Consider the following 22242-nt stretch of genomic DNA (forward strand, 5'->3'; position numbering starts at 1 on the left):
GGAGCCAGGCATGGATTTCCAGTTCAAGGCAGGCACGCTTCCGTTCCTGGTGTCGATGCCGCACGTCGGCACCGACATCCCGGACGATATCGCGGCTCGCCTGTCGCCCGAGGCATTGCTGAAGCCCGACACCGACTGGCACCTGGTGCAGCTGTACGATTTCCTGGAGCAGATGGGCGCGTCGACCATTGCGGCGCGCTGGTCGCGCTACGTGATCGACCTGAACCGCCCGCCCGAGGACACCAACCTGTATCCCGGCATGGACACCACCGGCCTGTGCCCGGTCGATACCTTCAGCAGCGCGCCGCTGTACAAGCCGGGCCAGGAGCCTGATGAAGACGAGGTGCGGGTCCGCCTCAAGCACTACTGGCACCCGTATCATTCGCAGGTCCGCGCCGAGCTTAACCGCCTGCTGGCAATCCACGGCAAGGTGGTGCTGTGGGACGCGCACTCGATTGCATCCGTGGTGCCGCGCTTCTTCGAAGGCCGCCTGCCGGACCTGAACTTCGGTACCGCCAGCGGCGCCTCCTGCGCGCCGGGACTGGAGCAGGCCGTGGTCGGCGCCGCGCAGGCGCAGGACCGATTCTCGGTGGCGGTCAACGGCCGCTTCAAGGGAGGCTACATCACACGCCACTTCGGCAAGCCGGACAACAACGTGCATGCGATCCAGCTCGAGATGGCGCAGTGCCTGTACATGGACGAGGCGCCGCCGTTCGCCTACCGGCCGGAGCGCGCCCGCGACATCCAGGGCCTGCTTCAGCAGATGATGGAAGCGGCGGTCAACTGGGTGCGGACATGAACGCCCTGTTCGCCCGCCATGCGCTGCTGCCGGAAGGCTGGCGGCGCGACGTCCACATCGAATGGAACGCCGACGGCGACCTGCTGGCGGTGACGCCCGATGCCGCGCCTCCCGCAGGCGTGGCTGCCGCGGACCTGGTCATGCCCGGCATGGTCAACCTGCACTCGCACGCCTTCCAGCGCGCGCTCGGCGGGCTGACCGAAACGGCGGGCGAGGGCCCGGACAGCTTCTGGACCTGGCGCGACCTGATGTACCGGTTCGCCCGCAACATCACCCCGGAGCACATCGAAGCCATCGCCGCCCAGCTGTTTTCGGAATGCCTGCGCCATGGTTATACCTCGGTGTGCGAGTTCCATTACGTGCAGCGCGACCAGCAGGGAGCGATGTACGCGCGGCCCGCGGAGACCGCCGAGCGTGTCGTGGCCGCCGCGAAAACGGCAGGCATCGGCATCACGATGCTGCCTGTGCTGTACAGCTATTCCGGCTTCGGCGAACAGCCGCTCAAGCCTGAACAAAACCGCTTCCGCACCGATGCAGCCGATATCCTGCACATCATCGACGCGCTTGAACCGCTGCGCGATGCGCAGACCGAGGTTGGCGTTGCGCCGCACTCGCTGCGCGCCGCGTCCATCGGGCAGGTGCGCGAGGTGCTCGCCAGCCTGCCAGGCGAGCGCCCGGTGCACATCCATATCGCGGAGCAGCAGGCCGAGGTGCAGCAAAGCGTGGCGCAGACGGGGGCACGCCCTGTGCGCTACCTGATGGACAACATCGACATCGATGCGCGCTGGTGCCTGGTGCACGCCACGCACCTTGACGATGGCGAGGTCGCGGCGCTTGCCGCCAGCGGCGCGGTGGCTGGTTTATGCCCGACGACAGAGGCCAACCTCGGCGACGGCCTGTTCCCGCTCGAGCCCTTCATCAAGGCGGGAGGCCGCTTTGGCATCGGCAGCGACAGCCATATTTCGCAAAGCGCCGTCGAAGAACTGCGCTGGCTCGAGTACGGCCAGCGGCTGCTGCACCAGCGCCGCAACGTGGCCGCGTCGGGCACGCAGCGCAAGGTCGGCGACTTCCTGTGGCAAGGCGCACTTCAAGGTGGCGCGCTTGCCGCGGGACGCAAGGTAGGATCGCTGTCAGCGGGCCTGCGCGCCGACCTGCTGGTGCTCGACAGCGAGCATCCGAACCTGGACGGCGCCGAGGCATCCGATGTGCTGGGCAGCTTCGTCTTCTGCGGTAACGACAACCTGGTAAGAGACGTGCTGGTTGGCGGCCGCTGGGTGGTGAAGGATGGCGCGCATATCGGCCAGGCGGCGATTACGCAACGCTACAAACGAGTGCTTACCGAACTGCGAAGGCTACGATCATGACAGTCCTGATTCCGTACGCAAGCCTTGAACCGGCGCCGTGGAAGAACGGCGGCGGCAGCACCACCGAAATTGCGGTGTATCCGCCCGGCGCCGCATTCGATGAGTTCGACTGGCGCATCAGCCTGGCGACCATCGCGCACGACGGGCCGTTTTCCATTTTCCGCGGCATAGACCGGACGCTGGCGCTGGTCGACGGGCCGGGCGTCAACCTCGATATCGACGGCGACTCGCGCTTTCTGCTGACCGAGGAGTCGCCGGTCGTGGAGTTCCCGGGCGAGGCGCGGGTGAGCGCGTCGATGCTGGGCGAACCGACTACCGACTTCAATGTGATGACGCGGCGGGCGCGCTGCCACCATCGGCTTGGCCGCCGCAGCCTCGAAGGCATTTCCGAGTTTGCGCCGCGCGGCGACATCACCATCCTGTTCCTGGCGGAAGGCGAAAGCCTGTCGGTGTGCAGCGACACTGAACGCATCGGCATGGTGCGCTTTGACGCCGTGATCTTCGATACCGACACCGTATGGAAGCTCGAAACGACGGAGGCCGCGGTGCTGGTGGTCGATATCTTCCTGGACGGTGCGTAAATGGATCTTGATGTATTGGTTACCAACGTCCACCTGGCGACGATGGTGGACGGCTACGGCGAAATCCGTGACGGCGCGGTAGCTGTCAAGGACGGCCGCATCGCATGGCTCGGCCGGCAGGCCGATGCGCCGCGTGGCGCGCGCGTTGAACATGACGGCGGCGGCTGCTGGCTGACCCCGGGCCTGGTCGACTGCCATACGCACATCGTCCACGCGGGCAACCGCAGCGGCGAATTCGAGGCGCGCCTGAACGGCGCGACCTACGAAGACATCGCCCGCGCTGGTGGCGGCATCATGTCGACGGTGCGGGCAACGCGCGAGGCATCGGAACAAGAGCTGCTGCGCCAAAGCCTGCCGCGCGTCGCCAGCCTGCTGGCCGAAGGGGTGACCACCATCGAGGTCAAGTCGGGCTACGGCCTGTCGACCGAGTCCGAAGCCAAGATGCTGCGCGTGGCGCGCCGGATCGCTGACGTGCTGCCGGTACGCGTATCGACCACCTTCCTTGGCGCGCACGCGCTGCCGCCGGAGTTTGCCGGGCGTGCCGACGACTACATCGATGAAATCTGCGAGCGCATGCTGCCCGCGCTGGCGGCCGAAGGGCTGGCCGACGCCGTCGACGCCTTCTGCGAGCGGATCGGCTTCTCCAACGCCCAGACCGAGCGCGTGTTCAACGCCGCGAAAAAACTCGGCCTGCCAGTCAAGCTGCACGCCGAACAGCTATCGGACCAGAACGGCGCCGAACTGGTGGCGCGTTTTGGCGGGCTGTCGGCCGACCACCTGGAACACCTGACGCAGGCCGGCATCGATGCGATGGCGGCGGCAGGCACGGTCGCTGTGCTGCTGCCCGGCGCCTACTACTTCCTGCGCGATACCACGCCGCCGCCGGTAGCTGCGCTGCGCGCGGCGGGCGTGCCGATGGCGGTGGCGACCGACTGCAATCCCGGCACGTCGCCGATGACCTCGATCCTGCTGGCGATGAACATGGCCTGCACGCTGTGGCGCCTGACGCCGCAGGAAGCGCTGGCCGGATGCACGATCAACGCAGCGCGGGCGCTGGGGCTGCAACATGAAATTGGAACACTGGAAATTGGCAAGCGCGCCGACTTTGCGCTATGGCAGATCGCCCGGCCGGCGGACCTGTCGTATGGAATTGGCTTCAATCCATGCAAAGCAGTGGTCAAGGGAGGGGAATTGAGCCGGAGGGCAATGTTTGACTACGATCAACACGTAAAAGTGTAGATACGTAAATATTCGTTATCGATTGCTTCCCATCTTTAGAAGCGGTAAGCAATTGTAAGGAATCATGAATCGACAAGTATTCGCATCTATAGTGAAAGTGTTCGATTCAACGTCTCCCCTCCCCATCCTAACAGTTGGGTTAACCCACGGCGCTTCACCGCCCGTGGGTTTTTTCTTTCCCTTTGCCCAACTTCGGCGTCCCAACTTCGGGGCTCGTCCGAGGGGACAGACCCGTGGTCTGACCCCGAAGGCGAGGGGAGAGGGCGATGTTGCTGTCCGTTAAGCGCTTGGCGCAGCCAGCTGGGTCAACGCCGGGCCGGTGACGCGGCAGACGCGCCAGTCCGGAAGGATCTCGGCGCCCATTGCCTTGTAGAAGTTGATCGCGGGTTCGTTCCAGTCCAGCACCGACCATTCGAAGCGGCCGCAGTTGCGCTCGACGGCCAGTTGCGCCAGTTTCACCAGCATCCGCTTGCCGAAACCCTTGCCGCGATGTGCTTGCTTGACGTACAGGTCTTCCAGGTACAGGCCTTTTTTGGTCAGGAAGGTCGAAAAGTTGTGGAAGAACAGCGCGAAAGTGACCACCTCGCCATTTTCCTCGCCAATGATGGCCTCGCATGCCGGGTGCGCGCCGAACAGGCCTTCGTGCAGCATGGCCTCGGTGGCCACCACCATGTGCTCCAGTTTCTCGAAGACGGCCAGTTCGACGATCATGCCGTGGATGTGGGCAACGTCGGATGGCTGGGCAGGGCGGATGGAAAAAGCGTTCGAAACGGTCATGGAACCTCAGGTACGGTAGTCAGGTTAATGGATTTGGTGGGCTGGGGCGCGGGCGACGCCATGACCCAGGCCACGCTGGACAGGCACAATATCATGCCGAACCACTCCAGCGGACCGGGACGGTAGTTCTCCAGCTGCATCGACAGCAGCACGGAAATCACCGGCGTGATCACGCCGATGTAGACGGCTTTGGACGAGCCGATGCGGTTGATCAGCGTGAAGTAGGCGGCAAACGCGATCACCGAACCGAACATCGACAGGTACAGCAGGCCGAACCAGTAACGCGGCGCCGCCGGCAGGGTGAACGACTCGCCGTTGGCCAGCGCCCACAAGGTGACCATCGCGGCGCCCCAGAACATCGACCAGGCCATCGTCAGGAACAGGTTCTGCGACTGCTCGCGTACCTTCACGACCATGATGTTGCCGACGGAACTGGCAATCGTCGCCATCAGCGCCAGCACCAGGCCGACCAGGAAGTTGCCGCTGCCGCCTTCGGTAATGTCTTTCCACGAGGACGAAATCGACGGGTAGAACAGCATCGTCACGCCGCCCATCGCCACCGCGCCGGCCGCCCAGGTGCGCCACGAAATCGGCGTGCCGAACGCGAAGCGGCTGCAGATCGGGTTCCAGAAGACCATCAGCGCGAACAGCACCGCCACCAGCGCCGAAATCACGTACTGCTCGGCGTTGTAGGTGCAGACATAGGACAGGCCGAAGGTGAAAAATCCTTGCAGCAGGCTCCAGCGCTGGACTTTCCATGGCAGCCGCAAGCGGTCGCCACGCACCAGGCACCAGGCGAACAGCGCGGCCGACGCCAGCGCGAAACGGTAGGCAACCGACACCGCCGGCGCGACTTCGCCCAGCTGCAGGGTGATGGCCCAGAAAGTCGAGCCCCAGATGAGGGACGCGATAACAAAGAGGAGAGGGGAGGACATCACGAAAGTATACGGTCAATCATAATTTCCTGCTGGATATGACTTGGAAACGACAGGCGGGTCAACCGCCTGTGACGCCCGTCAAACGCAGGAGGGCGGGCCGCGGTTGCGCGGCCAGCGCCACGTATGATGGTTTGGTTAACGCAAAGGACAAAGATGAAGCTGTCGATGCACCTGAGAGTTGCCGTGCTGATCGCGCATGTCGCGCTGTGTACTGCCATCGTGCTGGAGGCCGCCCAGTCCGATGGGGAACACGCGGGCGCGGCACTGTCGCTGCTGCATCCCGCTCATCGTTGACGGAATTAATACGCGACGTTCAGGCGGCGGTACAGGAAGCTGAGCACAAACAGCGGGCCGATCAGAAGGAAGCGCAGGTCGTCGAGGAAGGATGGCTTCTTGCCCTCGATCTGGTGGCCGACAAACTGGCCGACCCATGCCAGCACGAAAATCGCAAGCGACAGCGCCAGCACGGTGGCCGGCGGCAGCAGGGCCAGCGGCACCAGCATGACCGTCGACATCGCCAGCATGCCGACGGCAAACGGTTTCGACAGCTGGAAATAGTAATACAGCGCCGCCGCGACCACGACGAGGGCGGCGACCGGATGCACGGCCCAGATGATGCCCAGCAGCGAAAACACGATCAGCGGCACGCACACGATGTGGATCAGCTCGTTTGTGGAATTGCGGTGGCTTTCGCTGTAAAGCGACAGCAAGGTATGGATGTCCTGCCGCTGGCCGCTGTTTTGCATCGGTCTGTCTCCGTGTGTCGGTGTGGTTGTCCGGGAATTCTACACCGGCCGCGCCGCGCCGAATCGTATTATGATGCGGCCCTGATGCCAGCTACCACACCCCCCCTGTCCGGACTCGCGCCGGTCATCGCCGCCGACACCCGCGTTCTCGTCCTCGGGAGTTTTCCCGGCGCGGCCTCGCTGGCCGCTGGCCAGTATTACGCGCACCCGCGCAACCAGCTGTGGCGCCTCTTGTCCGCCGTGCTGGGCGACGACCTCGCAGCACTGCCGTACAGTGAGCGCTTGCCGCGCCTGCTGGCCCACCGCGTCGGCTTGTGGGACGTGCTGGCCGCGTGCGAACGCGAGGGCAGCCTCGACGCCAATATCCGCCAACCGGCGGCCAACGATTTCGCGCGCCTGCACACGCTTTGCCCGCGCCTGGAGACGGTCGGCTTCAACGGCCAGGCCTCCGGCAAATTCGCGCCGCAGTTCGAGCAGGCCGGATACCGCACGCTGGTGCTGCCGTCGTCTTCTCCAGCGCATGCAGCGCTGTCATTCGAGTCCAAGCTGGCGTCGTGGAGCCGGCTGGTGTCCGGTCAGTAGGTGCGCTTGCGTGCTCCGCCCTTCAACTGGCTAAGCTTGGCCGAATAGCGCTCGGATGACGTCGCGGTAGTGCTGGTGTCGAGCGCCAGCTTCAACTCCTCATGCGCGCGGCGGCCGTCGCCAAGGCGCCAGTGCGCGATCCCCAGCCAGAAGTGGAACTCGTGATTGAACGGCGCCCGCTTGACCTCCTTGGCGAACAGGCCGCGCGCGGTCTCGTACTCGCCTTTCTCCATCGCCGTCATGCCGCGGTTGAAGTAGTAGAACGGCGGGTAGGGTTCGATGACCGCCAGGCGCGCCTTGAGCTGCTCGGCTTCCGCGGTCTTGCCCAGCGCGGCCAGCAAGGGCGCCAGGTTATGCATCACGACCGTGTTCTCCGGTTCGCGTTCGAGCGCCGCGCGGAACACGCGTTCGGCCAGCGCGTTCTCGCCGCGCCGCCGGTAGATCACGGCCAGCGTGTTATAGCCGGTAATGAAGTTCGGGTTCTGCTTTACCGCTTCGCGCGCCCACCAGTAGGCGTCGTTGACGCGTTCCTGCGCCAGCGCTTCGGCGGCGCGGTTGTTCATGTACATGGCCACGATGTCGCGCTCTTCCAGCGGATAGGTGTGGTAGCTCTCCGCATCCTTTGGCGGCAGGAAGTCGATCGTCAGCGTGGCGCGCGATTTCTGGTAGGTGCGCATGAAGTCCGTCAGGTTCTCGCTGAGCACCAGGTTGACGTGGCTGCTGCCGAAGTAGAGGTTCCCGGTGCGGCTCCAGGTGTGGTCAACCATGACGTTCTGGTAGGTGATCGGCACGCCCAGCTCGCGCGCGAACGCCGCCGTCATGACCACCAGCGACAGGCAGTTGCCGACGCCCGCCTCGTAGGTTTCGGCGGCCGTGCGGGTTTTGCTCGACTCGTATTCGAGCTTTAACTCGCCCTTCTGGTACAGCGCCGACACCAGGCCGTGCTGCGCGCCTTGCGAGCGCACCAGCGACGCGAACGCCGGGCTCCGGAGGTAGTCGCGCATCGCGGGGCTGAGGGTGAACAGGTCGGCCGCGCCCACCGGCTCGGACGGCGGTTTGAACGCCGCGTCGGAAAATAGTTCGTTGGCCGGCATCGGAGCCGGCACGCGCACCGCGGCGCAGCCGGTGAGCAGGAGGGGCGCCAGCAGCAGCGCCGCCAGCTTGGGAGTGAGTGTCGCCAGGATCGTCATGTCGCGTCTCCGTCGGGATACGGCGGCATGGTGGCGCCGGATCGATGACTAAAGTATCGTCCTGTGCGCGGCGAATGTAAAGACCGTCAGCGCCCTAGTGGTCGTTGTGGAAGGACTCGTGCAGTTCGTCGAGCAGGTCGGCGGTTTCGTCCAGCGACAGGCCGAGGTATGCACACGCGCGCTCGCCGCCCTTGTTCCATTCGACCGAGTCGACGCAGCCCTGGTACTTCTGGATCGCGCACTCGGCCAGCAGCGACAGCGCAACCAGCGAACGCACGCCGTCTGGGGTGGCGCCGTCGTCGAACACGCTGTAGTCATGGTGGTGCAGGATGGCCCACGAAACGTCGCTCGACAGCCCCCAGTTACGGGCCAGCAGGCAGCCGATGGCGGCGTGGTTGGTGCTGTGGCGCTCATCCTCGAACGCGGTGAAAGGGCGCTCCATATCCAGCGCCGCGGCGGCGAAGGTGCCGGCGTAGTCGGAAAAGCGCTCCATCAGCAGCGGCACGCCGGTATCGCAGAACAGGCCGAAGGTGTGGGCCACGTCGGCCTCGCCGATGCGCAGGCGGCGCGACAGGTACACCATCGCCTGGGCGCGGCGGCCCGAGAGATCCCAGAAGTTCGCCAGTGCGGCGTTGTCGGTGGCGATGGCCTGGCGCGCGAGCAACCCGGTCATCAGCGAGGCAACCTGGTTGATGCCGAGAAAAAGGATCGCTTGTTCGATCGATTTGGCCTTGCGCTTGCCGCCGTAGAACGAGGAATTGGCCAGCTTGAGCAGTGCGCCCGACATGCCGACGTCGCGCGCGACGATGCGGCCGATGGCCTCCGGCGACGGATCTTGGGCGGCCAGTTCGCGCTGCATGTCGGCCAGCAGGCTGGGACGGGGCGGAATCCGGATTGACTTGATCAGGGCATCGACCGGGTCCGCGCTCGGTGTTGCCATATCGGCTAGGTTGCTCATGGGGTAATGCGGCGAGTCGCCGCTGGTGCCTGCTTCAAAGCTCAATCATAAACGAATGCATAATTCGTTGCATCTCGGCAATCGCAATCTGTGGCAAATCGGACTGTACGGGGTGCACAGGCGATATCAATATAAAATTCTTGCATGAAGACTATTCTCGCTGGAATCGACTTTCACGCGCCCGCCCATGAGGTGGCGCAACAACTGATCGGCACCGTGGTGCTGGTCAATGGCGTCGGCGGGCGCATCGTCGAAACCGAGGCGTACGACCGCGAGGATCCTGCCTCGCACGCCTACTCGGGACCGACGGAGCGCAATGGCGCGATGTTCGGCGAACCGGCGCACGCCTACGTGTACCGCTCGTACGGCATTCACTGGTGCCTGAATTTCGTCTGCCGCGAACACGGGCACGGCGCCGGGGTGCTGCTGCGCGCACTGGAACCGCTGGTGGGGCTGGACGTCATGCGCGAGCGGCGCGGGGTGGACGATGCGCGCCTGCTCTGCTCTGGGCCCGGCAAGCTGTGCCAGGCGCTCGGCGTCACGCGCGCGCTGAACGGCGCGTCGCTGGCGGCGCCGCCGTTCGAGCTGCTGGCGCCGGAAGACGCGATCGAACTGGTGGCCGGTCCGCGCATCGGCATCTCGAAGGCGATGGAGGTGCCCTGGCGCTTCGGGCTTGCCGGTTCGCGTTTTGTCAGCAAGCCGTTCCGCACTGGCTAGGTCGCGCCCCGCGCGGCCCGTTCCGCCACCGAAGGATTGACGCCAAGGCTGGCAGGAGGCCCGCCTCGCATCGGGCTGGTGGAGGCGCGCCGCTCGCCGGGGTGATGGAAGCCCGATCCGTCGGCGCCGGCTTGCGAAGCGCCGCTGCCTTCGTCAATCTTGAACACCGCAACCGCCTCGGCCAGCATCACGGTTTGTTCGTGCAGGCTGGCCGCGGCGGCTGCCGCCTGTTCGACCAGCGCCGCGTTCTGCTGCGTCATGTCGTCCATCTGGCCCACCGCGTTATTCACTTCGGCGATGCCTTCGGCCTGCTGCGAGCTGGCCACGCTGATGCGCTCGATGATCTCGTTCACCTGGCGCACCGAGGCCACGATGTGGCCCATGCTGCTGCCGGCCTCGTTGACCGAGGCGCTGCCGCCGTCGATGATCGCCACCGAGTCCGCAATCAGCGCCTTGATCTCTTTTGCCGCCGCGGCCGAGCGCTGCGCCAGCGTACGCACCTCAGCCGCCACCACCGCGAAGCCGCGCCCCTGTTCGCCGGCGCGCGCCGCTTCGACGGCGGCATTCAGGGCCAGGATATTGGTCTGGAACGAGATGCCGTCGATGACGCCGATGATCTCGACGATCTTGCGCGAGCTGGCCTTGATCCGTTCCATCGTCGTCACAGCGCGGTCCACCGCCTTGCCGCCGTCGGCCGCGAGGCTGGCTGCGCTTGCCGCCAGTTCGTTGGCCATGCGCGCATTGTTGGCGTTCTCCTTCACCGCCAGCGTCAGGCTCTCCATGGCGCTGGCCGTTTCTTCCAGCGAGCCGGCCTGCATCTCGGTGCGGCTCGACAGGTCGAGGTTGCCGGTGGCGATTTCCTGCGACGCCGTGTCGATCGAGCGAACCGATGTGAGCACGGTGCGCAAGGCCTGGTTCAGGTTGGCGATGGTATGGTCAAGCGCGCGCGAGGTGTCGGCGATCTCGTCGCGGCCTTTGCTGCCGACGCCCGCGCTCAGGCGGCCTTCGGCCAGTTCCGACACCACGTCCGAGATCGCGCGTATGTCCGTCAGCATCGCGCGGCGCACCAGCATCGTCACCAGCAGCGACAGGCCGATCGACAGCAGCACCAGCACCGCGAGGGTTATGCCGAAGGTGCGGAACTCGCTTTTGGCCGCCGCATAAGCAGCTTCGCTCAGGGTCTTTTCAAGGGTGGCCAGCTGCGCCAGGTTGGCGTTGAGGACACCGAATTCTTTTTCCGCTTTTTGCATCGAGTTGGTCGCGATCGACTGGTCGACCTGGGCCAGTTCGATGGTTTCGGCGACGCTCTTGCGGTAGGCTTCCAGCGCCTTGGCCGAGGCATCGACCAGCTTGCGTTCGGCGGGGTCGGACACGCCGGCCATCGCGCCAAGCTGCGCCTTGATGGTGGCGTGCTTCTTGCCGATGTCGGCGGTCAGCGCGTCGAGGCGGTTCTTGGCGAAGCTGCCATTGATCCAGGCCAGCAGCTGGTAGATGTTGGCGTGTGCGTACTTGGCGTCGCCCGACACATCGGCCGCCGCTTTCAGCCGCGCGGCGCGCACCTGCACCATGTTTTCCAGCGATGCGTTCTGGCGCACCATCCCGTAATAAGCGGCTGCCGACAGCAGCATCAGCAAGGCCAGTACCAGGCCCGGGGCAAGCAGCAGCTTCGGGCCAATTCGCAGTTTGTTCAGCATGCATACCCCCGGCAGATCGTTAAGCGGGCGGCCAGGCCGCCCGCGCTTGCTGTTTACTTCTTGTAGATGCCTGCTTCCAGCACCACGCCATCGACCAGCTGGATGTAAGTGGTCTTCGGCTCGATCTTGCCGCTGGTCGGATTCTTGTAGTGATAGTCGACCCAGCCCTTGTTCGACTTGGCGGCCAGCTCGATGATCTCGCGGCGGTACTTCTTGCCGGTCGCATCGGGCACGTCGGTCAGGTCCTTGCCGACGATCGACTGGTTGATCGGGTGGGCCAGCACGATGCCGGTCTTGGCGTCGCGCATGTCGATGTACAGCGAGCCCTGGACGAAGTCCGGATCCTTGGCGTTGATCTTCTTGATCATCTCGTCCTTGCCCTTGGACTTGACCAGGGCGACGCCCCGTTCAACCATGGCGATCGCGTCTTTTTCGGTTGGTTCGGCGGCGACGGCGGCGCCGGCGGCGAGGACGAAGGACAGGGCGGTGGCGCTGACTAGCAGTTTCATGGTGGTTTCCTCTCGGTTGATGCGCTGGTTAAATATTGCTTAGGTGCATTGGGTAATTTACGCGCCCATTCGAGGGCCGATTTGCGCTACCGCAAGCGGCGCACACCGCGCAGCGCAAGGAGATATATCAATTCCTTCACGGCATTTGTTCCGCTTGGAAATCTTCCCGTCGTTCAATTGACGCATGGCAATTGCATTCCGCACGGCAAGCCTAAGATGACATCTCTGCCGGTAATTCCTTAGCTTTGTAGGAATACCCCGATCCGATTTTTCCAGAACAGGAGACTGTCGTGACTACCGAAAACGTGCCAGCGAAGTTCAAGCCCTATACCCGCCAGACCATCAGCCAGGCGCGCCAGTGGCAATGGATGCCGGCCGACTTGCAGGAAGCCGTGCAGGTGGTGTCGCATGTGCTGCCTTTCCGCGCCAACGAATACGTGATGGAACAGCTGATCGACTGGTCGAACATTCCCGACGATCCGATCTACCGCCTGGTTTTCCCGCACCGCGACATGCTGCACGCCGACGAATACGAAACCCTGCGCGACCTGGTGCTGTTCAACAAGGACGACGCCGCGATTGCGAAGCAGGTGCACGCGATCCGCATGCGCATGAACCCGCACCCGGCCGGCCAGATGACCCACAACGTCCCGCGCGTGAACGACACGCCGCTCAAGGGCCTGCAGCACAAGTACAAGGAGACCGTGCTGTTCTTCCCCAGCTCGGGCCAGACCTGCCACGCCTACTGCACCTTTTGCTTCCGCTGGCCGCAGTTCGTCGGCATGGACGACATGAAGTTCGACGCCCGCGAAACCACCGAGCTGGTGTCCTACCTGAAGACCCATCCGGACGTCACCGATGTCCTGATCACCGGCGGCGACCCCTTGATCATGAACACCCGCTCGCTGACCGAGTTCATCGAACCGCTGCTGGCGCCGGAACTGGCGCACATCCAGAACATCCGCCTCGGCACCAAGTCGGTCGCTTACTGGCCGCAGCGTTTTGTGAGCGACAAGGACTCCGACGACCTGCTGCGTTTGTTCGAGCGCGTCGTCAAGGCAGGCAAGAACCTGGCGATCATGGGCCATTACAGCCATGCGGTGGAGCTGCGCAGCGAGATCGCCCAGCGCGCCGTCAAGCGTATCGTGTCGACCGGCGCCACCCTGCGCATGCAAGGCCCGCTGATCCGCCACATCAATGAAGATCCCACGAGCTGGGCCGAGCTGTGGACCACCGGCGTGCGCCTGGGCGCCATCCCGTACTACATGTTCGTCGAGCGCGATACCGGCCCGAGCGAATACTTCTCGCTGCCGCTGGCGCGCGCCCACGAGATCTTCCAGGCTGCCTACCAGATGGTGTCGGGCCTGTCGCGCACGGTGCGCGGCCCGTCGATGAGCGCATTCCCCGGCAAGGTCGCCATCGACGGCGTGGTCAACATCAACGGCGAGAAGCTGTTTGCGCTGCAGTTCCTCCAGGCCCGCAATCCGGACTGGGTACGCAAACCCTTCTTCGCCAAGTTCGACCCCAACGCGACCTGGCTCGACCACCTGGTGCCGGCCTTCGGCAAGCAGAAGTTCTTCTTCGAGACCGAGGACGACGACGGCCACCGCGCGCCGCAGGCCAAGGTGATACCGATCTCGGTGGCCCAGCGCGCCCAGGGCAAGAGCTGCGAAAACGCCCACACCGCGGCTTGAGGGCAGGGCTGCGACCATGAACGCCGGCCAGCCAGCATTACGCCTGAGCGGCAGGGAAGTCTTCTTTTATGTGTTCCTGCCGTTCGCATCAGGGCACTACCTGTCGGCGCTGCTGCGCACCGTGAACGCGGTGCTGGCGCCCGACCTGGTCGCCTCGCTCGCCTTAAGCCCCGCACAGCTTGGGCTGCTCACCAGCGCGTTCTTCGTGTCGTTCGCGCTGGTGCAGCTGCCGGTGGGGATCGCGCTGGACCGCTACGGCCCGCGCAAGGTGCAGCTGGTGCTGCTGGCGGTGGCTGCCGCGGGCGCGCTGATGTTTGCGTCTGGTGACAGCTTCCTTGAACTGATGCTGGCCCGCACCGTGATCGGCTTCGGGCTTGGCGGCTGCTTCATGGCGGCGGTCAAGGCCATCTCCACATGGATCGATCCCGCGCGGCTGCCATCGGTCCAGGGCTTCCTGATCGCCATCGGCGGGCTGGGCGCCGCGTCGGCCACCGCGCCGGTGCGCGCGGCGCTGCACTACATGGACTGGCGCGGCCTGTTTGTGATCCTTGCACTGCTGCTGGCCTGTACCGCTTTCCTGATCTGGTCCGCCACCCCGCGCCTTGCGCAGGCGCCCAAGGCGAAGTCCGATGTGCCGGTCATCGCGTCGATTGCCGCCGTCTACCGCGATCCCGCGTTTCGCAAGACGATCTCCCTGATCCTGATCCCGCATGCGGTTTTCTTCGGCATCCAGGGCTTATGGATCGGTCGCTGGCTGAGCGACGTCGCGCGGTTTCCCGATCACGCCGTGGTCTACCTGCTTTACCTGTCGATGGCGGCGGTCATCTTTGGCGCCATCGCGGTCGGCATGATCACCGAATGGGCGGGCAAGCGCGGCGTCAAGCCGCTCGATGTCGCGGGCATCGGCATCGCCTTGTTTATCGCGGTGCAGGTGGCGATCGTGTGCAACTGGAAGCCCAGCTTCCAGCTGCTGTCGGTGCTGTTCACGCTGATCGGTACGATCACCGGGATCGAATACGCGATTGTCGCCCAGAGCATGCCCAAATCGCTGACGGGCCGCGCGGCCACCTGCCTGAACCTGCTGATCTTTGTCGGCGCGTTCGTGGTGCAGGCGGGCTTCGGCCTGCTGGTCGGCCTGTGGGAGCCCAACCACCTCGGCCACTATCCCGCCACCGCCTACCGGGTGGCGTTCGGGGTGCTGGTGCTGCTCCAGCTGCCTGGCCTGTTGTCGTTCGCGCTCAGGCGCAGCCGTCCAGCATCAGCAGCGGCAGGCTTGTCCATACGACTCCCATCAACCCCATGATGCCCGATCCGAGCGCCGCCCAGTCGTGCAGCGCCGGCTCGCCGTCGGCCGCGCGCACCCTGAGCCACGCGCGCCACAGCAGCAGGCCGCAACACCCCGCCGCCGCCGCCGACAGCAAGGCCAGCATCCATACGCTGGGCGCCTCGCGCGTGATGACGGCCGGGCTGCACTGGGCCGCCACCAGCGCGTAGCTGGCGAAGAAATGCAGGGCCCACACCAGCAGCGGCAAGGTGCCGTGCAGCGCGCGCACGAAGAAGCGGTCGCGCATGTTCATCCCATCACCATCGGAACGAAATGGATGGCGGCTGCCGCGGCGATGCCTTGCAGGGTCGTGTAGTGCCAGATCAGTGCGACGTTGTCGATCGTGGCGCGGCTTGACTGGTTGACGTAGCCGCACCATCCGCGCGCGGCGAGGAACAGCCCGGACAGCGCCAGCACGACCACGTGCAGCCCCTGGTAGGAAACGATGGCGGCAATCGCCGCGCTCCACGCGTGCTCCTTCGGGTCCAGGTCCGCCAGGCGGTATCCGTTCAGGTCGAAGCCGAATGCCGCGGCCACGCACGCCAGCGCCGCCAGCACCAGCAACGGCATTGGCCAGCGCCCGATAAAGCGCTTGGACAGGGCGATCAACGCCGAACCGGCCACCAACAGGCCGCACGACAGCAGCGGCCACAAAGGCTCGGGCAGCGCCGCCCCGGGTGGCGGGCAGACATTCAGGCGCATTGAGATATGGATGTAGGCGAACACGAAAGACGCGAAGATGGTTGCATCGACCACCAGCATGATCATCGTGCCCCACCACGACTGCGAAGCCGCGCCGGTGGCGCCGACCGGCAGCACCAGCGTATCGGACACCTTGGTCTGCGCCATCGGCGGCTGGCGGTCCAGCTGCCACAGCCACACCATGGTGGCCACCACCGCGGTGATCCCGCAGATCCACGCAATGAGGATCATCTTAATGGTCAGCAGCAGGAAGAATCCCGCAGTGCCCGCCGCCGCAATCACCGGCCACCAACTGTCGCCCGGGAGGATCATCAGGTAGCGCGGCTCTGCCGCCACAGGGCTGGTGGCGATGGTCTCGCGGCGCCCGGTGGCGGTGAACGGCAGGTAGTGCTGGCCCGCCTCGACTTCGGGCGACAGCGAGGGCTGTTCCCACAGCGGATCGTTGCTGGTCACGGTCGGGATGCTGCGGTTTCCATAGTCTTCCGACGGCAGCCATTCGAGCGTCGGCGCATTCCACGGATTGCCGACGTGTTTTTCCGGCTTGCGCAAGGTGCGCATCAGGTCGACGATAAACAGCAGCACGCCGGCGGCAAGGATGAAGGCGCCCACCGTCGAGACCATGTTCAGCGCATTCCATCCAAGCGCCGCGTCGTACGTGTAGACCCGGCGCGGCATGCCGAGCAGCCCGGTGATGTGCATGGTGAAGAAGGAAATGTTGAAGCCGCCGAACATCAGGCCGAATACCCAGCGCGCCACGCGCTCCGACATCTGGTTGCCGTTGATCAGCGGGAGCCAGTAGTACAGCCCCGCAAACACCGGGAACACCATGCCGCCAATGAGGACGTAGTGCAGGTGCGCGACGATGAAGTAGGTGTCGTGGACCTGCCAGTCGAAGGGCAGCACTGCCACCATCACCCCGGTCAGGCCGCCGAGCACGAAAATGAACATGAAGCCAAGGAGGAACAGCGTCGGCGCGTTGACCCGCACCTTGCCGCGCCAGAGTGTCGCGATCCAGGCGAACACCTGGATGCCGGTCGGTACCGCGACTGCCATGCTGGCGGCCGACACGAAACTCATCTCCATCACGCCCAGGCCTGCGGTGAACATGTGGTGGGCCCACAGCGCAAAGCTGAAGAAACCGACCGCCACCAGCGCCACGATAATCGAGCGGCGGCCCACCAGCGGCGTGCTGGCGATGGTCGGGATCATCGTCGAGACCATGCCGGCGGCGGGCAGGAAGATGATGTACACCTCCGGGTGGCCGAAGAACCAGAACAGGTGCTGCCACAGGATCGGGTCGCCGCCGCGGTCCGCGATGAAGAACGGCCAGTCGAAGGCGCGCTCCATTTCCAGCAGCGCGGTGCCGGCGATGATGGCGGGGAAGGCGAACACGATCATCACGCCGACCACCAGCATGGCCCACGCGTACACCGGCATGCGCGACAAGGTCATGCCCGGCGCGCGCGTGAACAGGATGCCGACGATAAGCTCGATGGCGCCGGCGATCGCCGAGATTTCGATGAAGCCGATCCCCAGCAGCCAGAAGTCGGCATTGAGCCCGGGCGAGTACTCCATACCGGTCAGCGGCGGGTACATGAACCAGCCGCCGTCCGGCGCCAGGCCGACAAACAGCGTGCAGAAGAAGGCCAGCCCGCCAATCGCATAGGCCCAGTACGCGTAGGCGGACAGGCGCGGGAAGGGCAGGTCGCGCGCGCCCAGCATGTTGGGCAGCAGGTAGACCGCCAGCGCCTCCACGACCGGGATCGCAAACAGGAACATCATCACCGTGCCGTGCATGGTGAACACCTGGTTGTAGGTGCCGGCGCTGAGCAGGGTGTTGTCCGGCACCGCGAGCTGGGCGCGCATCATCAAGCCAAGGATGCCGGCCAATACGAAGAACAGCAGCGCGGTGCCGATGTACAGCAGGCCGATGTTGGTGTTGTTCACGCTGGAGAAGAAGCGCCAGCCGGTCGGCGTTTTCCAGACCGCTTCCAGGCGTTCCAGTTCGCCCTCTGGACGCGGCAAGGAGCTGGGCAGGTTCTGGTGGTCGGTACTGGTCATTTCAGGTGCTCAAGGTAAGCGGCGAGCGCGCGCAGCGTCTCGCCGTCGATATCGTTTGCGGCAGGCATGCGCGCCCCGGGCTTGATGGATTGCGGGTCGGCGATCCAGCCGGCCAGCGTGCCGCGGTGGTTGCGCAAGGTGCCGGCAACGATATGCAGGCGGCTGCCGACGTGGGTCAGGTCTGGCCCGAGGCGCGCGTCTCCTGCCACCCCGCGGATGGTATGGCAGGCCGCGCAGCGCTGGCCGATGAAAGCCTGGCGCCCGCGCTCCAGGAATGCGCCGGTTGGAGGCGCGGCGTCCTGGCGCTCGCGCGCCAGCCACGTGTCGAACGCCGCCGGGGTTTCGGCCACCACGTGCAGCGCCATGCGCGCATGCTGGGCGCCGCAGTATTCGGCGCACTGTCCGCGGTAGACGCCCGGCTTGTCGGCGCGCAGGGTCAGCCCGGTCATCCGGCCCGGCACCATGTCGCGCTTGCCCGCCAGCGCGGGCACCCACAGGCTGTGAATGACGTCGGTGGCGGTCAGCGCCACATAGACGTCGCGGCCGGCGGGGATGCGTATCTCATTGGCCGAAATGATCTCGCGGCCGGTTTTGGGGTCGTGGTAGCGCACCTCCCACCACCACATCTTGGCGGTCACCGAGATGACCAGCGACGCCTTCGACGACTGCGGCGTCAGCTGCGCGCTGCGCCAGGTGCTCCACGCCAGCAGTGCGGACAGCACCACCAGAGGGAACACGATGCCGGCGCCGGCAATCCAGCGCAGCGGCCGCACCTCGCGCGGCGCGCGCTTGACGCCCAGGGCCAGCAGCACCATCACGCCGATGAAGATCAGGGCGCCGGCGCCAAACATCACCCAGGCGAACTGGCTGATGATGACCGCGTCCGGCCCGGCCGGGTGCAGTACCGACTGCAGCTGGCCCGTCATCGGAGCGTGTACAGGAAAGCGGCCATGTGGCGCGCGTCGTCGGGGGAAACGCCCAGGTCGGGCATCAGCGTGCCCGGCTTCATCGCGGGCGGGTTGACCAGCCAGCGCGTGAGCGCGTCGGCATTGTTGGGGAAGCGTCCGGCCACGTAGCTGCGCCGCCCGAATCCCTCCAGCGCGGGGCCGGTGGTGCCGCGCGCAGCGGGAACGTCGGGAATCGCGTGGCAGGAACCGCACTGGTACTGCTCGACCAGCTGCTTGCCGACCTTGGCGTCGCCGCCGGCGATGCGCGGGGCGTCGCCCTGTTTACCGCACGCGGCAAGGGCGAGAAGGCATACGGCGGCAAGTAGCGGCCTGGCGTTCAACATCGAAAACACGCGCACGGTTGGATCCTGCGAAAGCCTGATGGATATATATAATACAAGAAAAAAATAATGGCATTTTTTCAATAGAACGCGCTATTGCCCACCCTGAACATGCCCTCAAACCGCACCCGCCTCATCCTCAAAACCGCCGCCGCGACCTTGCTCGTGGCTGGCATGCTGGCGGCGGCGGGCGGCTACATCGTGTTCAAGGCGGGCTGGTACAACATCGGCGCGACGGCGCTGCATATGCAGCCTGTACACGACGTGCTGGAGCAGGGCATGCGCGAATCGGTCGAGTACCGCTCGCGCGACATCCGCGTGCCGGCCGGGCTGGTGGCGCCCCAGCGTATTGCGGCCGGCGCCATCGTCTACCGCGACAAGTGCGCGCAGTGCCACGGCGCCCCGGGCTTCGCGCAGTCGGACCACGGACAGGCGATGCAGCCGGTCCCCGGCCCGCTGGTCGACGCCGCGCGGCGCTGGACACCGGCCGAGCTTTACTGGATTACCCGGCACGGCATCAAGATGAGCGGCATGCCGGCCTGGGAGTTCCACCTGGCCGACGACGAGCTATGGGCAGTGGTCGGATTCATGCAGCACCTGCCGACGCTGACGCCGGCCGCCTATCGCGACATCACGTCCAAAAGCACGGCGCCTTCGGTATCGCTCGCCGCGGGCGCATCGCTGCCGCCGGACGCCGGGCGCGGACGCATCGCCTTGGCCCAATATGCCTGCCAGTCGTGCCACATCATTCCCGGCGTGACCGGGCCGCGGGTGTACGTCGGGCGTTCGCTCGATGGCCTGGCAGAGCGCAAGTACATCGCCGGCACGCTGCCAAACACGCGGGATAACCTGGTGCGCTGGATCCGCGACCCGCACAGCATCGATCCGCACACCCCAATGCCCGTGCTGGGCGTGACCGAAAGGGACGCGCGCGACATGGCCGCTTACTTGTTAACCCGCCAATAAAAACATGAACGATCAAGACAATCGCGCCGCGGCCGGCTCCGAACAGCAGCGCCAGGAGGCCAGCGAGCGAAAATTCCTGCACCGGGTCGCGCTGGTCGATGGCCTCGGACTGGTATTCATCCTGGTACTGGCTGCGATGTGGTTTGCAGCCGACGCGCTGCTGCTGATCTTTGCCTGCATCCTGTTCGCCGTGCTGTTGTATGACGCAAGCCGCAGGCTTGCCAGGCACCTGCCGCTTCCGCGCCAGGTTGCGCTGGGCATCGTCGTGATCATTTTGCTGGTCGTGATTGGCGGAGGCGGCTGGCTGATGGCCCCCGCCATCTCCGAGCAGGCCGACCGGATGGCCGCAATGGTGCCCAAGTCGATCGAACAGCTGCAGCAGTCGCTCAAGCGCTACGACTTCCTCGAAAGCATACTGGGCGGGATGCCTTCCGCGGAGCAGATGCGCTCCACCCTTGGCGACATGCTGCCGCGCGCCGGCCTGTTCTTCTCGGGCGTGTTCGGCGCGCTTGGGAATGTCCTGATCATCACCTTCGTCGGCATCTACTTTGCGGCCCAGCCTTTCCTCTACATTAACGGCATCGTCACCCTGGTCCCCAAGGACAAGCGCGCCCGCGCCCGCGAAGTGCTCGATGAAATCGGCCTGACGCTGTCCAAGTGGCTGTTCGGGAAAATGTGCTCGATGCTGCTGGTCGGCGCGGCCACCGCCATCGGCCTGACGCTGCTTGGAGTGCCGCTCGCGCTCATCCTCGGCATCATCGCCGGGCTGCTCGATTTCATCCCCTACCTTGGCCCGCTGATGGCAGGCGTACCTGGCGTGCTGATCGCCCTGACCATCAGTCCGCAGCTGGCGCTGTACACTGTCGGCCTGTTCGTATTCATCCAGCTGGCCGAAGGCTACCTGCTGCAGCCGCTGGTCGAGAAAAAGACGGTGGCGCTACCGCCGGCGCTGACGATCACCATGCAGGTGCTGCTTGGCGCCCTGTTCGGGTTGGCCGGCGTGGCGCTGGCGACGCCGCTGACCGCGGTGCTGGCGGTGCTGGTCTCGATGCTCTACGTGCAGGACGTGCTGGGTGATAACGTGATGACACCCAGCGAACTTAGCGACCAAAAAAAATAGGTAACAGATGAAATTAGTGCGTTACGGCCGCCCGGGCAAAGAGAAGCCCGGCATGCTCGACGATGAAGGCCGCCTGCGCGACCTGTCCTCGCTTGTCGACGATATCGACGCTTCGGTCTTGTCCGACAAGGCGCTGCGCAAGCTCGCCAAGGCCGACTACAAGACGCTGCCGCTGGTTCGCGGCAACCCGCGCTTCGGCGTACCGGTGCGGGGCATCGGCAAGTTTATCGGCATCGGCCTTAACTACTCGGACCACGCCGCCGAAACCGGCCTGCCCGAGCCGAAGGAACCGATCGTGTTCATGAAGGCGACCAGTTGCCTGTCGGGGCCGGACGATCCGGTGATGCTGCCGCCAGGGTCCAAGAAGACCGACTGGGAAGTGGAGCTGGGCGTGGTGATCGGCACACGCGCGCAGTATGTCAGCGAAGCCGACGCGCTCAAGTATGTGGCCGGTTACTGCGTGGTCAACGATGTGTCTGAGCGCGCGTACCAGTTTGAAGCCGGGCCGCAGTGGGACAAGGGCAAGGGCTGCGACACCTTCGGGCCGGTGGGGCCGTGGCTGGTGACGCGCGACGAGATCTTCGACGAGCAGGACCTGGACCTGTACCTGGAAGTGAACGGCAAGCGCATGCAGACCGGGAATACCGGCACGATGATCTTCACGGTGGCGCAGCTGGTCAGCTACCTGTCGCGCTACATGACGCTGGAGCCGGGCGACCTGATCGCGACCGGCACGCCGCCAGGCGTCGGCATGGCGCGCAAGCCGCAGCGCTTCCTCAAGCGCGGCGACAAGATCAGGCTGGGGATTCCCGGCCTGGGCGAGCAGCAGCAGGAAGTGGTCGCGTTCGAAAAGCCATAACCCGTAGGGCGGATAAGGCCGAAGGCCGCATCCGCGTGGCGGCGTTAACGTAGCGCTTGCACGCGGATGCGCTCCGCTTATCCGCCCTACGTCGCTGACCTTATCCGACCAAGAAGGCACCGGGAGGTGCGGGT

23 protein-coding genes are annotated in these 22242 nt (G+C 65.3%); 12 read left to right on the top strand and 11 right to left on the bottom strand.

All coding sequences use genetic code 11. The features are described 5' to 3' along the window. Nucleotides 1-10 precede the first annotated feature (10 nt). The 4 genes from hutG to hutI are packed head-to-tail and all read left to right on the top strand — an operon-like array spanning nucleotide 11 to nucleotide 3983. Nucleotides 11-799 carry an N-formylglutamate deformylase gene (hutG, locus tag LMJ30_RS20020; protein ID WP_229434326.1) on the top strand — a complete coding sequence of 263 codons (789 nt, stop codon included), beginning with the start codon at nucleotides 11-13 and terminating at the stop codon, nucleotides 797-799. After that, entirely contained in the window at nucleotides 796-2163 is a 1368-nt protein-coding gene (locus LMJ30_RS20025) for a formimidoylglutamate deiminase (protein ID WP_229434327.1), read from the top strand. Before hutG ends, LMJ30_RS20025 begins: the two co-directional genes overlap by 4 nt. Further along, complete coding sequence (locus tag LMJ30_RS20030; protein ID WP_229434328.1) at nucleotides 2160-2744, top strand: HutD/Ves family protein; 585 nt, start codon at nucleotides 2160-2162, stop codon at nucleotides 2742-2744. The genes LMJ30_RS20025 and LMJ30_RS20030 overlap by 4 nt, the downstream gene beginning before the upstream one ends. Then, nucleotides 2745-3983: an imidazolonepropionase gene (gene hutI, locus LMJ30_RS20035; protein ID WP_229434329.1), complete on the top strand. Its 1239-nt coding sequence runs from the start codon at nucleotides 2745-2747 to the stop codon at nucleotides 3981-3983. It abuts the gene before it with no gap. A gap of 279 nt (nucleotides 3984-4262) precedes the next feature. Here the strand turns inward: hutI and LMJ30_RS20040 are convergent, their stop codons facing one another. Beyond that, complete coding sequence (locus tag LMJ30_RS20040; RefSeq protein WP_229434330.1) at nucleotides 4263-4760, bottom strand: GNAT family N-acetyltransferase; 498 nt, start codon at nucleotides 4758-4760, stop codon at nucleotides 4263-4265. After that, nucleotides 4757-5695 (bottom strand): DMT family transporter, encoded by a 939-nt coding sequence (locus tag LMJ30_RS20045; RefSeq protein ID WP_229434331.1) that lies wholly within the window; start codon nucleotides 5693-5695, stop codon nucleotides 4757-4759. The genes LMJ30_RS20040 and LMJ30_RS20045 overlap by 4 nt, the downstream gene beginning before the upstream one ends. A 156-nt stretch (nucleotides 5696-5851) precedes the next feature. On the opposite strand from LMJ30_RS20045, the gene LMJ30_RS20050 reads away from it, so the two are divergent. Next, nucleotides 5852-5992: a hypothetical protein gene (locus LMJ30_RS20050; protein ID WP_229434332.1), complete on the top strand. Its 141-nt coding sequence runs from the start codon at nucleotides 5852-5854 to the stop codon at nucleotides 5990-5992. A gap of 5 nt (nucleotides 5993-5997) precedes the next feature. Here the strand turns inward: LMJ30_RS20050 and LMJ30_RS20055 are convergent, their stop codons facing one another. Beyond that, complete coding sequence (locus LMJ30_RS20055) at nucleotides 5998-6444, bottom strand: Mpo1 family 2-hydroxy fatty acid dioxygenase (protein WP_229434333.1); 447 nt, start codon at nucleotides 6442-6444, stop codon at nucleotides 5998-6000. A gap of 84 nt (nucleotides 6445-6528) precedes the next feature. Between LMJ30_RS20055 and LMJ30_RS20060 the strand changes: the two genes are divergently transcribed. Beyond that, nucleotides 6529-7026: a DNA-deoxyinosine glycosylase gene (locus tag LMJ30_RS20060; RefSeq protein WP_229434334.1), complete on the top strand. Its 498-nt coding sequence runs from the start codon at nucleotides 6529-6531 to the stop codon at nucleotides 7024-7026. Here the strand turns inward: LMJ30_RS20060 and LMJ30_RS20065 are convergent. Next, nucleotides 7020-8216, bottom strand: a complete 1197-nt coding sequence (locus tag LMJ30_RS20065) for a tetratricopeptide repeat protein (RefSeq protein WP_229434335.1) — start codon at nucleotides 8214-8216, stop codon at nucleotides 7020-7022. The genes LMJ30_RS20060 and LMJ30_RS20065 overlap by 7 nt on opposite strands. Nucleotides 8217-8310: 94 nt before the next feature. Further along, nucleotides 8311-9174 (bottom strand): HDOD domain-containing protein, encoded by an 864-nt coding sequence (locus LMJ30_RS20070; RefSeq protein ID WP_229434336.1) that lies wholly within the window; start codon nucleotides 9172-9174, stop codon nucleotides 8311-8313. A gap of 144 nt (nucleotides 9175-9318) precedes the next feature. On the opposite strand from LMJ30_RS20070, the gene LMJ30_RS20075 reads away from it, so the two are divergent. Then, entirely contained in the window at nucleotides 9319-9891 is a 573-nt protein-coding gene (locus tag LMJ30_RS20075) for a DNA-3-methyladenine glycosylase (RefSeq protein ID WP_229434337.1), read from the top strand. Here LMJ30_RS20075 and LMJ30_RS20080 read toward each other — a convergent pair. Both LMJ30_RS20080 and LMJ30_RS20085 read right to left on the bottom strand, forming a co-directional pair. After that, on the bottom strand, nucleotides 9888-11585 hold the full coding sequence (locus tag LMJ30_RS20080; RefSeq protein ID WP_229434338.1) for a methyl-accepting chemotaxis protein: 1698 nt from the start codon (nucleotides 11583-11585) through the stop codon (nucleotides 9888-9890). The two genes, LMJ30_RS20075 and LMJ30_RS20080, sit on opposite strands and share 4 nt — an antisense overlap. A gap of 53 nt (nucleotides 11586-11638) precedes the next feature. After that, a complete protein-coding gene (locus tag LMJ30_RS20085) occupies nucleotides 11639-12094 on the bottom strand; it encodes a cache domain-containing protein (RefSeq protein ID WP_229434339.1) in 456 nt (151 codons plus the stop codon). Between the two features lie 290 nt (nucleotides 12095-12384). On the opposite strand from LMJ30_RS20085, the gene LMJ30_RS20090 reads away from it, so the two are divergent. After that, nucleotides 12385-13788 carry a KamA family radical SAM protein gene (locus LMJ30_RS20090; RefSeq protein WP_229434340.1) on the top strand — a complete coding sequence of 468 codons (1404 nt, stop codon included), beginning with the start codon at nucleotides 12385-12387 and terminating at the stop codon, nucleotides 13786-13788. A 16-nt stretch (nucleotides 13789-13804) separates the two neighbouring features. Then, complete coding sequence (locus LMJ30_RS20095) at nucleotides 13805-15091, top strand: MFS transporter (protein WP_229434341.1); 1287 nt, start codon at nucleotides 13805-13807, stop codon at nucleotides 15089-15091. Here the strand turns inward: LMJ30_RS20095 and LMJ30_RS20100 are convergent. From LMJ30_RS20100 to LMJ30_RS20115, 4 genes are read right to left on the bottom strand one after another with little or no spacing between them, the layout of a single operon-like run. Then, entirely contained in the window at nucleotides 15027-15365 is a 339-nt protein-coding gene (locus LMJ30_RS20100; RefSeq protein WP_229434342.1) for a hypothetical protein, read from the bottom strand. The two genes, LMJ30_RS20095 and LMJ30_RS20100, sit on opposite strands and share 65 nt — an antisense overlap. After that, nucleotides 15362-17875, bottom strand: coding sequence for a cytochrome c oxidase subunit I (ctaD, locus tag LMJ30_RS20105; RefSeq protein ID WP_229434343.1), 2514 nt, complete (start codon nucleotides 17873-17875; stop codon nucleotides 15362-15364). Before ctaD ends, LMJ30_RS20100 begins: the two co-directional genes overlap by 4 nt. Then, nucleotides 17872-18801, bottom strand: coding sequence for a cytochrome c oxidase subunit II (locus tag LMJ30_RS20110; RefSeq protein ID WP_229434344.1), 930 nt, complete (start codon nucleotides 18799-18801; stop codon nucleotides 17872-17874). The genes ctaD and LMJ30_RS20110 overlap by 4 nt, the downstream gene beginning before the upstream one ends. Then, nucleotides 18798-19181: a c-type cytochrome gene (locus LMJ30_RS20115; protein WP_229434345.1), complete on the bottom strand. Its 384-nt coding sequence runs from the start codon at nucleotides 19179-19181 to the stop codon at nucleotides 18798-18800. Before LMJ30_RS20115 ends, LMJ30_RS20110 begins: the two co-directional genes overlap by 4 nt. Before the next feature lie 78 nt (nucleotides 19182-19259). On the opposite strand from LMJ30_RS20115, the gene LMJ30_RS20120 reads away from it, so the two are divergent. The 3 genes from LMJ30_RS20120 to LMJ30_RS20130 are packed head-to-tail and all read left to right on the top strand — an operon-like array spanning nucleotide 19260 to nucleotide 22108. Next, complete coding sequence (locus LMJ30_RS20120; protein WP_229434346.1) at nucleotides 19260-20129, top strand: c-type cytochrome; 870 nt, start codon at nucleotides 19260-19262, stop codon at nucleotides 20127-20129. A 4-nt stretch (nucleotides 20130-20133) separates the two neighbouring features. Further along, the gene (locus LMJ30_RS20125) at nucleotides 20134-21249 is read left to right on the top strand and encodes an AI-2E family transporter (RefSeq protein WP_229434347.1); all 1116 of its coding nucleotides are present in this window, start codon (nucleotides 20134-20136) and stop codon (nucleotides 21247-21249) included. A gap of 7 nt (nucleotides 21250-21256) precedes the next feature. Then, complete coding sequence (locus LMJ30_RS20130) at nucleotides 21257-22108, top strand: fumarylacetoacetate hydrolase family protein (protein WP_229434348.1); 852 nt, start codon at nucleotides 21257-21259, stop codon at nucleotides 22106-22108. Nucleotides 22109-22242 lie beyond the last annotated feature (134 nt).

The sequence above is a fragment of the Massilia agrisoli genome (assembly GCF_020831365.1).
Classification (GTDB): domain Bacteria; phylum Pseudomonadota; class Gammaproteobacteria; order Burkholderiales; family Burkholderiaceae_D; genus Telluria_A; species Telluria_A agrisoli.